The sequence below is a fragment of the Rhodococcus sp. IEGM 1318 genome (assembly GCF_033142465.1).
In the GTDB taxonomy this organism is placed as follows: Bacteria; Actinomycetota; Actinomycetes; order Mycobacteriales; family Mycobacteriaceae; genus Rhodococcus_F; species Rhodococcus_F qingshengii_B.
This window is the reverse complement of record NZ_JAWLSC010000011.1, coordinates 233,518-247,682: the sequence shown is the minus strand read 5'-3', so window position 1 is coordinate 247,682 and position 14,165 is coordinate 233,518. Positions and strand designations below refer to the sequence as shown.

Sequence of the window (14,165 nt, the reverse complement as noted above, 5' to 3'; positions counted from 1 at the left end):
AGCAGAAGACATGGGCCATTACAAGAGCAACGTTCGGGACCTGGAGTTCAACCTCTTCGAGGTTCTCGGACTGGAGAAGCCACTGAGCGAAGGCGCTTGGGGCGACCTGGATGCCGACACTGTCCGCAACATGCTGGCAGAGGTCGCACGCCTGGCCGAGGGACCGCTGGGCGAATCTTTCGCCGACGCGGACCGCAACCCCCCTGTCTTCGATCCCGAGACGCACACCGTTGCACTTCCGGAATCCTTCAAGAAGTCGTTCAAGGCTCTGTGGGATGCCGAGTGGTACCGCATGGGACTGAGCGAAGAGGTCGGCGGCGTGCCGGTTCCCCGCTCCGTCGTGTGGGCCATCGGTGAGCTGATCCTGGGCGCACAGCCCGCAGCGCACATGTACCAGGCCGGACCCGCCTTCGCGGACGTGCTGTTCAACAACGGCACCGAAGAGCAGAAGAAGTGGGCCGCCACCATCGTCGAACGCGGATGGGGCGCCACGATGGTCCTCACCGAGCCCGACGCCGGCTCCGACGTCGGTGCCGGACGCACCAAGGCAGTCAAGCAGGACGACGGCTCCTGGCACATCGAGGGAGTCAAGCGCTTCATCACCTCGGCCGACTCGGACGACCTGTTCGAGAACATCTTCCACCTCGTTCTCGCTCGCCCCGAAGGCGCCGGACCCGGCACCAAGGGCCTGAGCCTGTTCTTCGTCCCGAAGACGCACTTCAACTTCGAGACCGAAGAGTTCGGCGAGCGCAACGGCGCCTTCGTCACCAACGTCGAGCACAAGATGGGCCTGAAGGTCTCCGCCACGTGTGAGGTCACCTTCGGCGGCCACGGCATCCCCGCACAGGGCTGGCTGGTCGGCGAGGTCCACAACGGCATCGCCCAGATGTTCGACGTCATCGAGCACGCTCGAATGATGGTCGGCACCAAGGCAATCGCCACCCTCTCCACCGGTTACCTCAATGCTCTCGACTACGCCAAGCAGCGTGTGCAGGGCGCAGACCTGACCCAGATGACCAACAAGGCCGCGCCGCGCGTGACCATCACGCACCACCCCGACGTGCGTCGTAGCCTGGCAATGCAGAAGGCATACGCCGAAGGCCTGCGCGCGGTGTACCTCTACACCGCAGCACACCAGGACGAGGTTGTCGCCAAGCTCGTCTCGGGCGCAGACAAGGACACCGCGTTCCGCGTCAACGACCTGCTGCTCCCGATCGTCAAGGGCGTCGGCTCCGAGCGTGCGTACCAGTACCTGACGGACAGCCTGCAGACCCTCGGTGGCTCCGGCTTCCTGCAGGATTACCCGATCGAGCAGTACATCCGCGACTCCAAGATCGACTCGCTGTACGAAGGCACCACGGCCATCCAGGCTCAGGACTTCTTCTTCCGCAAGATCGCCCGTGACCGCGGCGTCGCGCTCGCTCACGTTGCCGGACAGATCAAGACCTTCATCGACAGCGAAGCCGGCAACGGCCGTCTGAAGGCGGAGCGCGCACTGCTCGCCACCGCACTCGAAGACGTCCAGGCCATGGCTGCCACGCTCACCGGCTTCCTCATGGGAGCTCAGGAGCAGCCCACCGAGCTGTACAAGGTCGGCCTCGGCTCCGTCCGCTTCCTGATGTCCGTGGGCGACCTGCTCATCGGCTGGCAGCTGCTCCGTCAGTCCGAGATCGCTCTCGCAGCACTCGACAACGGCGCTTCCGACAAGGACAAGAGCTTCTACGAGGGCAAGGTCGCCATCGCGTCCTTCTTCGCCAAGAACGTCCTGCCGGAGCTCACCGCTTCGCGCGAGATCGTCGCGAACACCGAGAACGACATCATGGAGATCGACGAAGCAGCATTCTGATTCGTTCCTGATTCATGAAAAGTGCCGGTCCCGAGAATGTTTCGGGGCCGGCATTTTTGTTGTCAGCGGTCATCTGCGCTCGACGGTCGGGCAACTGATCTGTGCGGACAGTACGGACGTCGTCGGTTGTTCGCCGGCTCTCGCCGCCGTTCCGGTCATTGCGATTGCCAGACGCGTTCGGTCCGAGGAACCGGTCATCTCGAAGGGCGAGTCGTCACTGATACCGAAAGACACGAACTCTCCACTTTGATCGGAGAACTTCACTATCGCTCCGGATCGCCCTTGCTCCGGACTCTCGTTCACCATTACGTACAAGTGAAAATCGCGTCCCGGATACTCGCCGCCTCCGTCGTATTCGTAGAACGAACTCGTGTGCACCTCGTACGTCCATTGACGGTAGCCAGTTGGAGTGGCATCGCCGGAACCCGATTCGATACACGTGACAGATCCGGGCACCGAGACTTTGGCAGCGCCCGTCCAAGCCCCCGACAGCTTTATCGCTCCGTATGGCGCATCTTCGGCAGGCAAGGTCGGAACATTCGGAGGACCAGCAGCCGGATTGCGTCCGGTGAACGCGAAACGCTCTTCGCTGGACACGAACGGGGGCGACTCGCGCTCACCGGCACAGGAGGCAACCGAGAGGGCGGCCATGACTAGTACCGCGCACATACCGCGCCTACGAACCGGCACCTCGACTCCCCCGTCCCATTTCCAACAGAATACATACCGTTCGGTCTCCAAGTTACCGAAGGTGTCCGACACATCCCATTCATGGGACCGCTCGCCCGCTACCGATGTGATTGGGTGAGCACAACATCAACTGAACCGGCACTCGGATTCGGTATCGGACCGAGTACAGCGACAGATAGGTGATCATGGTGGTCGCACCAGAGCACGCACAACTCGATTACGCCCCAGAACTGGCATTGACCGCCACGGACCTGGCGCTCGACGGCCCATGGGGGCCGGTGTTCGGACCCGTCAATCTCGAGATTCGTGCGGGCGGTGTGACCATCCTCGAAGGCTCGGCCGGTTCAGGACGTACGTCCTTACTTCTGACACTCAGCGGACGAATGAAAGCCAGTTCCGGATCTCTGTCCGTCTTCGGTCGAACGCGTCCCCGAGAGATCTTCGAGATCGCCGGGGTCGCCGGGTTCGAGGACATCGACGAGCTTGCCGAGTCCGTCACCGTCCGAGATCTGATCACCGAACAAATTCGCTGGGATGCGCCCTGGTACAAGCTCATCGGACGTGCCGGTGACCGCGAACTCGAAGCGGTGTGCGCTCCCGTCTTCGGCGATCATCCGTTACCTGTGCTCGGCCGGTACGTCAGCGATCTCGGGGAACTCGAGGCGACCCTGCTGCGTATCGCCGTCGCGAACACGAAGAAGCCGGCCTTGCTTGTCGTCGACGATCTCGAACAGGTGCGGCGCGACTCCGAACGCGCATACCTCGTCGAGCGACTCGTCGAGATGGGGAGCTACCAGACCATCATCGCGTCGACCGTCAACCCGCTGCCCGACGGATCACCCATCGAAGCCGTCACCCTGCTCCAAGAAGTCACCAATCCCGACCAAGAAGGCGCTAGGTAACCGCGATGCTCGCTGGAATGTCTCTCGGAACCGAACTCAAGCGGTTCTCCCGCGGCGCGATGCCCAGAATTGCACTCGTCACCATCATCTTGATGCCGCTCCTGTACGGCGCGATGTACCTGTGGGCCTTCTGGAATCCATTCGGTGAGGTCAACAAGGTCCCCGTAGCGCTGGTCAACACCGACCGTGGCGCAATGGTGCAGGGTCAAGAGCTCAAGGCGGGCGACGAAGTCAGCAAAGCACTTCTCGATTCCGGTGAGCTCGATCTCCACCTGGTCTCACAGCAGGAAGCCGAACAGGGAGTCTCGGACGGCACGTACTACTTCTCTCTCACCCTGCCCGAGAATTTCAGCGAGGCCGTTGCCTCCCCGACGTCCAAGGACCCCCACAAAGCTCAGTTGCAGTTCACCTTCAACGACGTCAACAACTACCTCGGCACCATCATCGGCCAAAATGCCGCCCAGCAGGTTCTCAGTCAAGTCAGCGACAAGATCGGCGCGCAATCCGTCGAGACGGTTCTGGTCGGATTGACCGATGCGGGTGCAGGTTTGAAGCAGGCCGCCGACGGAGCACTCCAGCTCTCGGCCGGAGTGAACACTGCCAATGCCGGAGCCGGCGAATTGGCGTCGGGCTCGAAAACTCTGGCAGACAACATGGTTACCGCACGTGACGGCGCAGCCACTCTGGCCGGCGGTACAGCGCAACTCTCGACCGGTATCAACACCGCCACGGACGGTGTCCTCGCACTGACCGACGGTTTGGGGCAACTCGATCTCGGAGCTGTTCAACTTGGCGACGGCGCAAGCCAACTCAGTGGTGGCGTCACCCAGGTCGTCGACCAATTGAGCGTCCTCGGGAACACACAATCAGACGTCGCACAGCTGGTCGGGCAGGCAGTGGCCAGTCTTCGACTGAACCCGGATCCGGTCAGCCAACAGATCGCCAATGCCCTAGCGCCTGCCCAGGACATGCTGCGCACTCAGGGTTTCGGTGAAGCGACCATGGGCCAACTGAGCGAACTCAAGAGCGGTGCACAACAACTCGCTTACCAACTCGACGATCCGTCGAGCACCTTCCGAGCCGGGCTGAATGCCGCGGCCAACGGCGGCGGTGAACTCCGCAACGGTCTGGTGCAGCTTCGTGACGGCGGTCAACAGGTCAACGACGGCGCTCAAACCCTCAGTAGTGGACTGGTTCAACTCACCGACGGTAGCGTCCAACTCTCCGACGGTGCGGCCAAACTCGCCGACGGCACCGAGCAACTTCGCGCCGGGTCCTCCGAACTTGCAACCAAACTCACCGAGGGTGCTGGCCAAATTCCCAGTTGGACCGATCAACAGCGAACCGCAACCGCTCAAACGCTCTCCAGCCCGGTCGAACTACAGGAGACGTACGAGAACCGGGCCAGCACCTTCGGTACCGGTTTTGCTCCGTTCTTCCTGCCCCTCGCGCTGTTCGTGGGCGGCATCATCACCTGGATGCTGCTCAAGCCGCTCCAGAACCGGCCCATCGCAAACGGGCTCGGTGCGCTGCGAGTGGTCCTCTCCTCGTACTGGCCGGCATTGCTCATCGGCATCTGCCAGGTGATCGTGATGTACCTGGTCGTGCACTTTGCCGTCGGTCTGCACCCCACACACGCCCTCGGCACTGTCGGATTCCTGATGCTCATCACTGCCACCTACATGGCGTTGATCCAGGCGTTCAACGCCATCTTCGGAGTCTCTGTCGGACGCGTCATCACCCTGGCGTTCCTGATGCTGCAACTGGTTTCGGCCGGCGGCATCTATCCCGTCGAAACCACTGCGAAACCGTTCCAGATCATCCACCCGTTCGACCCCATGACCTACGCGGTGAACGGGCTACGACAACTCACCGTCGGCGGAATCGACTCGAGGCTGTGGGTCTCGATCGCCGTCCTCGGTGGCCTTCTCGTCGCCTCACTCGGCGCCAGTTCACTTGCTGCACGCCGAAATCGGCAATGGACCATGGACAGGTTGCATCCGCCGATCGAGGTCTAGGTTTAGGTCTCAGGCCAAGGCTCCACGGTCAGTGCAGGCCATTCCCTGCGCCACCGTGCCGCTTTGGCCTCGTAAACCTCTCTCGGCGCCAGCACCGGATTGGGGCGGACGATCATGCCGAAAAGATCGTCGTATCCATGCGGGGCATACACGTCGACGGTGCCGTCCGATGCCTTGCTGATCCCGAAACAGCAAGTTGTGGAAGCGAAGTGGTCGATAGCGTCGCGGCAACTGGTGAACGGAACGCCGGGAATCCCGAAGTGCTGCTCGTACCACAGGTGCACGCGGGCTTCGTTGCGCACTTCGACATCGACATCCACATCGGCGAACAGTTTTGCGGCCGAACGAATCACGCGATCTTCCGCGTCGTAGCTCAGATCGCCGGCGTCGAAATAGAAGAGGTCGTAGTCCTTGATTCCGGCTCCGGGGTCACGGCCGTCGATGTGATTCCAGACGGTTTGGAAGAGCCCACCTGCGGTCAGGTACCACTCAGCCAACTCCAACTTCGGCGCCCGATCCACGATCGTTGCGACCACTGGATTGGCCAGGGCGATCTCGAGAAATCGTTCACGCATGCTCTTCAGCCTCTCATATGACAAGCAAACTTGACATTCCCTGACAAGTATTCTTTACTTTTCCCATGACTGGAAAGGCCGGCGACAACAACGTACGGGAGCACCGACGCCTCGCCGGCCTCACCCAGGCGCAACTGGCCACGGCAGGTCAGGTGAGCAGACAGAGCATCGTCTCCGTCGAACGTGGTGACTACGCACCGAGCGTCTACCTGGCACTTCGTCTGGCACTGGCGCTGGGGACCACCGTCGAAGCGCTCTTTCCCCTACCCGAATCGGCACTCACCGCAGAAATTCCAGAGGAGACGGCATGAGCACCATGATGAAGGCAATGCGGTTCGTCGGAGATCTGGACGACGACTTCTACAAGGACGAGCGCCAGCGCGACGTCTGGAACGAAGCCTCGGCGGTGGGCTTCCAATTCGCCTACTGGATTGCGTTGATCGCAGCGGCGATTCTCCCGTGGGTTGCCGGCCGAACCGGCGCATGGATTTCATTGGGACTGGTCATCGGATGGTTTATCTGTTCGATGGTGGTGCTCCGCTACGCGCAGGCTCACGACGTCGACGTCTACGCGAGCATGAAAGGTCTGCAGCCCCGATCTCTCGTGGCTGGGTCCGTCTATCTGATCGCATTGATCGGCGTCGTCGCCCAACTCGTAACTCGTCCGGGCGACGGAATCGCGACCTGGGCCGGCGCTGGGGTCGGTGCACTCGTCGGCGTCACGGCAGCCGCCCTAGCCGTAAAGCACCACCAACAGCGCGCCAAGCGACGCGAAGCGGCCGAAGAACTTCTCTGACTTCCGGAAGTCTGCCCGGCACAACGGAATCCATAGAGTTGGTAAAATCGTGCCAGGTCAACCGATCGCGAGTAACGTCGAAACGGTGAGCACTCGCCTCGGATACCAGATGCCCAACTTCAGCTACGGCGGTCCGGTCAAGGACCTCTTCCCCACCGTCATAGCGCAGGCCCGCGAAGCCGAAGCCGCAGGCTTCGACACTGCATTCGTGATGGATCACTTCTACCAACTCCCCGGAATCGGAGCGCCGGACGCCCCAATGCTCGAGGCCTACTCCGCGCTCTCCGCGCTGGCGACGGCCACCGAGACCATCCAGTTGTCTGCACTGGTCACGGGAAACACCTACCGCAATCCGCCCATGCTCGCCAAGACCGTCACCACCCTCGACGTGGTGAGCGGCGGTCGGGCCATCCTGGGTATCGGCGCCGGTTGGTTCGAACTCGAACACAATTCGTTCGGATACGAGTTCGGAACTTTCACCGAACGCTTCCAGAGACTCGACGAAGCACTGCAGATCATCGCGCCGATGCTCCGCGGTGAGCGGCCCACCTTCGACGGCAAGTGGTACCACGTCAAGGACGCCATCAACGAGCCTCGCGTCCGCGACGACCTGCCGATCCTGCTCGGCGGCGGCGGAGAGAAGAAGACGTTCGGGCTCGCCGCTCGCTTCGCGGATCATCTCAACATCATCTGTGGCCCGTCCGAACTGCCGCGCAAGATGGAAGCACTTGCGGCACGCTGCGACGAAGCCGGCCGCGACCCCGCGACCCTCGAGACCAGCTTCCTGACGTTCATGATGATCGACGAGGACGGTGACAAAGCTCGCGCGCATCAGCGGACATTCCTCGCGGAACGTGGTCTCGACATCACCACGGCGCCGGAGGACGTTGTCGCCAAGGCCACCGAACGTCATTTCGTGGGCAGCCCGGACGACGTCGCCGAGCAAGTTCAGACGCGCATCCTCGACCACGGCATCGACGGCGTCGTGATCAACCTGATCACCAACGGCGAAGAGCCAGGCATCGTCGACCTCGCGGGCCGCACCCTCGGCCCACTCGTCGGCAAGTAGTTCCCTACTCGCACTTCACGATCGGCACCGGGTCGTACTTGACGGTCCGGGTGTTCGAGGAAATCTCGGCACCACTCGCGTGGTCGGTGATCACGCGAGTGTCGCTGACCGTGAATCCGGGCGCACCGCTCGAAGCCACACAGCCAGGCCCCTCCGGCAACGTCACGGTGTTCGGCGACGTCGGCGACGTACGCGGGCCGGTCGTCGAAGCGACATCGACGGTTTTGGTTCCCCAGATCCGAACGGTGATGTTCGACGACGTCGCAATCGTCTCGATCATCACGCCGGTCTTCGCCGGATTACGGAACTGCAGGTCGATCGCACCATCGAAGATTGTCGCCTCACGAGCCTCCGGGTACCGCGAGATGTAGTAACTGTGCTCGGTGTGTGCAACGTCGTCCATGCCAGCGAAGTACGTCGCGTTGTAGAGCGTCGTCGCAAGCTGACTGATACCGCCGCCGACAGCCTTGTCCGGGCGCCCGTTGTTGATGATCCCTGACTCGACGTACCCCTGAGCGGCACCGCGTGGACCGGTGTATTCGTTGAGCGAGAACGTATCCCCGGGCTTGATGACCGCACCGTCGATCGCCGACGCAGCCAGGCCGATGTTCACACCGGACGCGTATTCGAAACCACCGGTGGTGAATTCGCCGATCACCTCGTTGATGCCGAGTGCGTTCGCGGCTTCGGTGGTCAGCGCCGGCGGAACCGGACCGTACACGGCAGGGGTTGCCCGAGAAGCCGTGCTGCCCAGCAGAACCGGAAGTTCCTTGACCGTGTCCGGCCAGTTGATCAGATCTCCGACAACACCAGGCACAACCGTCGGCTTACCACCGGCGAAGGTGAACGACGCATCCTTGGGTTGCACTTCCGTCGACACCAACTGCGGAGTCAGAATCTTGATCGCGGCATCCGTGTTGTACTGCGGGGTCAGCCCACCCGAGCCGTCGGGTGTGAAGGTCAGCACCTCGCCGATCTGGTCGACGCCGAGCGTCGCGACCTTGCCGTCACGGCCGTTGACCACGACGTCACCCGAGACGGCCGGAATAGCGATCTCCTGCAGTGCACGATCGACACCGGCCTGAGTGACGGTGACCGGCACTTCGTCGACTGGAAGATCGACGACGCCACCGTCAGACCACTCGGCGGCGAACGTGGCTCCCGCCTGCTGCGCTTCGAGTGCCTGGCCGGCGGCGGGCGAAATACCCGTCGCCTTACCGTCCTCGAACACGACTGCACCTTCGACGGGCGCACGATCGCTGTTTGCCGCAAGCTGCGACATCGAGGCGTCCAACGCCCCCTGGTCGACGGTCGACACGACCGGAACCTCGCGGGAGCCGAAGAACGACGTGATGCGGGTGATCGGGTTGATGGGCTGAGCGTTCACACCGGACAACGTGGCCGACCAGTCGACATCAACACCCGCAGACGCAGGAACGATCTCGGAGTCGACGCCGCCGGCATGGACGGCTACGGGTTCGACAAGCCTTGGGCCGAGTTCGGAGCGCAGCGTGGTTTCCGCGTCGGCGGGCGTGAGATCACCGATGTCGACCCCGGCGACCTGCGTGCCTCGGGGAGTTTTCCCCGACGACGTGAAGATGTCCACTCCGTAGGCAATCACTGCGACGGCAAAGATGGCGCCGACTGCTATCGCCGGTTTGACCCACTTGCGGGAAGACGCCGGAGCGGGCGCCACCGGTTGTTGCGGTGGCGGGGGTGCAACTACCTCTGGTTCGCGGACAACAGGCTCGTACTGCTGCTGGATGGGTTCGAATTGCTGCGTGTCGTACTGCTGCACGAACTCGGGGCGCGGCGGCTTCGGGGGAACCACAACTGCCGGGGGCTCGAACTGCTGTGTCTGCTCGCCGATGGCTTCTGTCGCCGGAGCCGAGTCGACAACTTCCGTCGGCGGTGCGTCGTCCGCCGGGACGACAGGGATGACGGTGGTGACCTCGTTTGCCGATTCGTCATCGGTCAGTTGGTAGTGGGCCGGCTCGCCGACGATTGGCTCGTCGACGGTCGCTTCTGTGGAATCGATTGCGTCTTCGTCGACAGGCTTCGGTGCTTCGACCGGTTCAGGCTTTACTGTTTCAGCTTCGACAACTGCCTCGGTGTCCTCAGGGGTCTGGGTTTCCTCGACCGATTCGTCCTCTTCGACCGCCTGAGGTTCCTCGACCGACTCGAGTTCCTGCTCTGGGAGGGACGAGTCCTCGCTGTTCGTCTTCTCGACGGACGGACCCTCTTCGTCACTCACCTGTTGGCTCCTCGCTGCATCAACCGTCGCTGCGGCGCTCACCGACAACTCAATACAGGATATCCGGACATACGAGAGCCCCGCGCTGCTGCCAGGTCGGGGGTCAGGCAGCAACACGGGGCTGTCATGAATATCGGTAGCTATTCTGCAGCGTTACACGCCTTCGTGAAAAAGTTTGCAAAGGGTTCGGGGATCCGGCCACCCCTCGTGGCCGGATCCCCGATTACGCATCCCCTCGCACCGATCACTGCAGGTGAGCGCAGTTTCACACGCGAGGGGAGATTGTGGAGCGGTTACCGCTCGATAATCGCCGTGACGCCCTGGCCGCCGGCGGCACAGATCGAGATCAGGCCGCGGCCCGAACCCTTTTCGGCGAGCATCTTGGCGAGGGAAGCGACGATACGTCCGCCGGTTGCCGCGAACGGGTGACCTGCAGCCAAGGACGATCCGTTGACATTGAGCTTGCTTCGGTCGATCGAGCCCAGTGCGCCGTCGAGGCCGAGGCGTTCCTTGCAGTACTCGTCGGATTCGAAAGCCTGCAGGGTTGCGAGAACCACCGAAGCGAAGGCTTCGTGGATCTCGTAGTAATCGAAGTCCTGCAAGGTGAGGCCGTTGCGGGCCAGCAAACGCGGGATCGCGTACGTGGGAGCCATGAGCAGCCCGTCCTTGCCGTGGACGTAGTCGACGGCAGCGGTTTCGGAATCGACGAGGTGCGCCAGAACCGGAAGATTGCGCTCGGCGGCCCACTCGTCGGTGGAGAGGAGCACTGCCGAAGCACCGTCGGTGAGCGGCGTCGAGTTGCCGGCCGTCATCGTCGCGTCGCCGAGCTTGGTTCCGAACACCGGCTTGAGCGTTGACAGCTTCTCGACGGTCGAACCGGGACGGAGGTTGTCGTCGCGGGTCAGGCCGAGGAACGGGGTGACGAGGTCGTCGAAGAAACCGCGGTCGTAGGCAGCTGCCATGTTCTTGTGGCTGGCAGCGGCAAGTTCGTCCTGGTCCTCGCGCTTGATGCCGAATTCCTTGGCGGTGATCGCAGCGTGGTCACCCATCGACTTGCCGGTGCGAGGCTCGCCGTTGCGCGGAATTTCCAGGCCGAGCATGCCCGCACGGACGTTGCCGAGCAGCTTGATGCGGTCGCCCGTGGACTTCGCGCGATTGAGGGAGAGCAGGAACTCGCGCGCCTGATCGTTGACGCCGATCGGGGCGTCGGACGTGGTGTCCGTGCCGCCGCCGATGCCCGAATCGATGCGGCCGGCCGAAATGGCGTCGCCGACGGCGATGATCGACTGCAGTCCCGTGCCACACGCCTGCTGAAGGTCGTACGCCGACGTGTACGGGCTCAGCGCGCTGCCGAGAACGGACTCGCGAATGAGATTGAAATCACGGCTGTGCTTGAGCACCGCACCGCCGACGACCATGCCGAGCTTCTCGCCCTGCAGATTGAATCGGCTCACCAGACCGTCGAGCGTCGCAGTGAACATGTCCTGGTTGGACGCCTGTGCGTACGCCTTGTCCGAGCGTGCGAACGGAATGCGATTTCCGCCGACGATCGCAACCGGACGGCGCTGACCTGCAGAATTTGCAGCGGCTGCGGCCGGTGCAGTGCGCGGTGCGGCGGGCTTTGCATTTGAACGGGCTTTGCTTGTCACTTGCGTCTCCAAGGATGGTGCGATTACCTGTTGAAGACTATTCTTACTCAGTAGTAAGTTACTTGTCTATCGCCGCATTCTTTCGATTGCCCGGTGAGAGACAACCCGAAACACAACAGAAGGTAGGACCGTGGCAGCCAGCAAGGGAGCTCCCGACCTCTATTCACAGTTCCTCTCGTCCGCCCCCGGCGCATTCATCGCGTCGAAGGCCGGCCTGCCCAGGCCCGAGAACCTGCGTCGATACAAAGCAGGAGAACCCGCACTCGCCGGACCTGTCCTCATCGGCGGCAAGGGTCGACTCGCAGAACCACTTCGCGTACTGCTCTCCGACTACCCGGCGGCTCAGGCACACGACAGCAGCTTCGGTGGACTCGTGTTCGACGCCACCGGAATCACTCAGGTCAGCGAGCTCGAGCAGCTGTTCGAGTTCTTCCAGCCCGTAATCCGCAACCTCGCACCGTCGGCTCGCGTCGTCGTTCTCGGCACGACGCCGGAAGAAACGTCGAGCGTCGACGAGCATGTCGCGCAGCGCGCTCTGGAAGGCTTCACCCGCAGCGTCGGCAAGGAGATCAAGCGCGGCTCCACCGCTCAGCTGGTCTACGTCTCCCCCAAGGCATCCACCGGACTCTCCGGCGTGGAATCGACTCTGCGCTTTCTCCTTTCGGCAAAGTCCGCCTTCGTCGACGGCCAGGTCATCGTCGTCGGCGCTGAAGATTCCGTCGCGCCCGCAAGCTGGGACAAGCCGCTCGAAGGCAAGGTTGCCGTCGTCACCGGCGCAGCCCGCGGTATCGGCGCCACCATCGCCGAGGTCCTGGCCCGCGACGGCGCGCACGTCGTCTGCGCTGACATCCCGGCCGCCGGCGAAGCGCTGTCCGAGACCGCGAACAAGGTCGGCGGCACGTCCCTCGCCCTCGACGTCACGGCAGCCGACGCAGCCGAGGTCCTCGCAGCTCACCTCCTCGAGCGTCACGGTGGAGCGGACATCATCGTCCACAACGCCGGCATCACCCGCGACAAGACCCTCGCCAACATGGACGAGGGCCGCTGGAACATGGTCATGAACGTCAATCTTCTTGCACCGCAGAAGATCACCGAGCACCTCGTCGAGAAGGGCGCCCTCAAGGAAGGCGGCCGCGTCGTCGACGTCTCCTCCATCGCCGGCATCGCGGGCAACCGCGGCCAGACCAACTACGGCACCTCCAAGGCCGGCGTCATCGGCCTCGTACACGCCGAAGCTCCCGTCCTGGCGAAGAAGAACATCACCATCAACGCCGTCGCACCGGGCTTCATCGAGACCGCCATGACCGCAGCCATCCCCTTCGCCACCCGCGAAGCCGGCCGCCGCATGAGCTCGCTCCTGCAGGGCGGCGAGACCGTCGACGTCGCCGAGACCGTCGCATACTTCGCCAGCCCGGCCTCCAATGCCGTTACGGGACAGGTCGTTCGCGTCTGCGGCCAGAGCCTCCTGGGCGCATGATGGCAACAAAGACCGTCGCGCTCACCGAGCAGCCCAAGACCCTCGACATATACTCCCGCGCGGTAATCGGATTGTTGCCGTGGAACAAGTCCAACTCACGCTCGGTGCCACAGCAGACCTTCACCCTCACCGGATTGAAAGTCGACACCGACAACCTGGCGGCGTACTGCCGCGTGACCGGACTGCGGTTCGGCGACACTCTGCCGATCACCTACCCCTTCACCTTGGCATTCCCGACCGTGATGAAGCTGATGGTGTCGAAGGACTTCCCCTTCGCCGCCGTCGGCTCCGTTCACGCCGAGAACGTCATCGAATCGCTGCGGCCCATCTCCGTCAGCGAACCGCTGGACCTCTCGGTGCATGCCGAGAACCTGCGTGAGCACCGCAAGGGCCTGCTGATCGACGTGATCACCGAAATTCGGGTGGGACGCGAACTGGTCTGGCGACAGACCTCGAGCTTCCTGAACCAGCAGAAGACCTCCCTGTCCGGCCAGCCCGGACCGGAGCCCAAGGCCGACGAGGTCCCGCCGATGCCGATGAGCACCATCCGCGTCGACCAGACCACGATCAGCAAGTACGCCGCAGTCTCCGGCGACCGCAATCCGATTCACGTCTCGTCCCTGGGCGCCAAGGCTTTCGGTTTTCCGAAGACCATTGCTCACGGAATGTGGAGTGCTGCAGCCCTTCTGCGGACCGTCGAGGGTTCTGTCGCGGACAAGGTCACGTACAGCGTGCGCTTCGGCAAGCCGATTCTGCTACCGGCGACGCTGAATGCATACGCCGACCGCACCGATGACGGCTGGGATCTGTCGCTGCGTCACCCGAAGAAGGGTTACCCGCACGTCACTGCGACGCTGCGCTGACCTAGGTTTTGTCGGGTTCCCACCCA

The 14,165-nt window shown here is 62.9% G+C and carries 12 protein-coding genes; 8 read left to right on the top strand and 4 right to left on the bottom strand.

Annotation, left to right across the window (positions count from 1 at the left end; translation table 11 throughout):
* The first annotated feature begins 10 nt into the window (after window positions 1-10).
* Window positions 11-1,846, top strand: a complete 1,836-nt coding sequence (locus tag R4P65_RS24475) for an acyl-CoA dehydrogenase (protein WP_317828460.1) — start codon at window positions 11-13, stop codon at window positions 1,844-1,846.
* 69 nt (window positions 1,847-1,915) lie between these two features.
* Here R4P65_RS24475 and R4P65_RS24470 read toward each other — a convergent pair whose 3' ends face one another.
* Window positions 1,916-2,536: a hypothetical protein gene (locus R4P65_RS24470; protein WP_317828459.1), complete on the bottom strand. Its 621-nt coding sequence runs from the start codon at window positions 2,534-2,536 to the stop codon at window positions 1,916-1,918.
* A 179-nt stretch (window positions 2,537-2,715) separates the two neighbouring features.
* Between R4P65_RS24470 and R4P65_RS24465 the strand changes: the two genes are divergently transcribed.
* Together R4P65_RS24465 and R4P65_RS24460 are read left to right on the top strand one after the other, a co-directional pair.
* Window positions 2,716-3,438 carry an ATP-binding cassette domain-containing protein gene (locus R4P65_RS24465; RefSeq protein ID WP_317828458.1) on the top strand — a complete coding sequence of 241 codons (723 nt, stop codon included), beginning with the start codon at window positions 2,716-2,718 and terminating at the stop codon, window positions 3,436-3,438.
* Window positions 3,439-3,443: 5 nt separating this feature from the next.
* Window positions 3,444-5,456, top strand: a complete 2,013-nt coding sequence (locus R4P65_RS24460) for a YhgE/Pip domain-containing protein (protein ID WP_317828457.1) — start codon at window positions 3,444-3,446, stop codon at window positions 5,454-5,456.
* Between the two features lie 2 nt (window positions 5,457-5,458).
* On the opposite strand, the gene R4P65_RS24455 is transcribed toward R4P65_RS24460, so the two are convergent.
* A complete protein-coding gene (locus tag R4P65_RS24455) occupies window positions 5,459-6,031 on the bottom strand; it encodes a nucleotidyltransferase family protein (RefSeq protein ID WP_317828456.1) in 573 nt (190 codons plus the stop codon).
* Window positions 6,032-6,096: 65 nt separating this feature from the next.
* Here R4P65_RS24455 and R4P65_RS24450 point away from each other — a divergent pair, with 65 nt between their 5' ends.
* The 3 genes from R4P65_RS24450 to R4P65_RS24440 all read left to right on the top strand — a co-directional run bounded on the left by R4P65_RS24450 (window position 6,097) and on the right by R4P65_RS24440 (window position 7,896).
* Entirely contained in the window at window positions 6,097-6,342 is a 246-nt protein-coding gene (locus R4P65_RS24450) for a helix-turn-helix transcriptional regulator (protein WP_019747144.1), read from the top strand.
* On the top strand, window positions 6,339-6,827 hold the full coding sequence (locus R4P65_RS24445) for a hypothetical protein (RefSeq protein ID WP_317828455.1): 489 nt from the start codon (window positions 6,339-6,341) through the stop codon (window positions 6,825-6,827). Before R4P65_RS24450 ends, R4P65_RS24445 begins: the two co-directional genes overlap by 4 nt.
* 85 nt (window positions 6,828-6,912) lie before the next feature.
* On the top strand, window positions 6,913-7,896 hold the full coding sequence (locus R4P65_RS24440; protein ID WP_317828454.1) for an LLM class F420-dependent oxidoreductase: 984 nt from the start codon (window positions 6,913-6,915) through the stop codon (window positions 7,894-7,896).
* 4 nt (window positions 7,897-7,900) lie between these two features.
* On the opposite strand, the gene R4P65_RS24435 is transcribed toward R4P65_RS24440, so the two are convergent.
* Window positions 7,901-10,150, bottom strand: a complete 2,250-nt coding sequence (locus tag R4P65_RS24435) for a VanW family protein (RefSeq protein ID WP_317828453.1) — start codon at window positions 10,148-10,150, stop codon at window positions 7,901-7,903.
* 293 nt (window positions 10,151-10,443) lie between these two features.
* Window positions 10,444-11,799 carry an acetyl-CoA C-acetyltransferase gene (locus R4P65_RS24430; protein WP_003945465.1) on the bottom strand — a complete coding sequence of 452 codons (1,356 nt, stop codon included), beginning with the start codon at window positions 11,797-11,799 and terminating at the stop codon, window positions 10,444-10,446.
* A gap of 130 nt (window positions 11,800-11,929) precedes the next feature.
* Here R4P65_RS24430 and R4P65_RS24425 point away from each other — a divergent pair, with 130 nt between their 5' ends.
* Window positions 11,930-13,276 carry a 3-oxoacyl-ACP reductase gene (locus R4P65_RS24425; RefSeq protein WP_003945596.1) on the top strand — a complete coding sequence of 449 codons (1,347 nt, stop codon included), beginning with the start codon at window positions 11,930-11,932 and terminating at the stop codon, window positions 13,274-13,276.
* The gene (locus tag R4P65_RS24420; protein WP_317828495.1) at window positions 13,276-14,139 is read left to right on the top strand and encodes a MaoC/PaaZ C-terminal domain-containing protein; all 864 of its coding nucleotides are present in this window, start codon (window positions 13,276-13,278) and stop codon (window positions 14,137-14,139) included. Before R4P65_RS24425 ends, R4P65_RS24420 begins: the two co-directional genes overlap by 1 nt.
* Window positions 14,140-14,165: the final 26 nt, after the last annotated feature.

Coding starts and splice junctions, on each gene's coding strand:
- R4P65_RS24475 (WP_317828460.1), top strand. CDS start 11: ATGGGCCATTACAAGAGCAACGTTCGGGACCTGGAGTTCAACCTCTTC.
- R4P65_RS24455 (WP_317828456.1), bottom strand. CDS start 6,031: ATGCGTGAACGATTTCTCGAGATCGCCCTGGCCAATCCAGTGGTCGCA.
- R4P65_RS24445 (WP_317828455.1), top strand. CDS start 6,339: ATGAGCACCATGATGAAGGCAATGCGGTTCGTCGGAGATCTGGACGAC.
- R4P65_RS24450 (WP_019747144.1), top strand. CDS start 6,097: ATGACTGGAAAGGCCGGCGACAACAACGTACGGGAGCACCGACGCCTC.
- R4P65_RS24460 (WP_317828457.1), top strand. CDS start 3,444: ATGCTCGCTGGAATGTCTCTCGGAACCGAACTCAAGCGGTTCTCCCGC.
- R4P65_RS24420 (WP_317828495.1), top strand. CDS start 13,276: ATGGCAACAAAGACCGTCGCGCTCACCGAGCAGCCCAAGACCCTCGAC.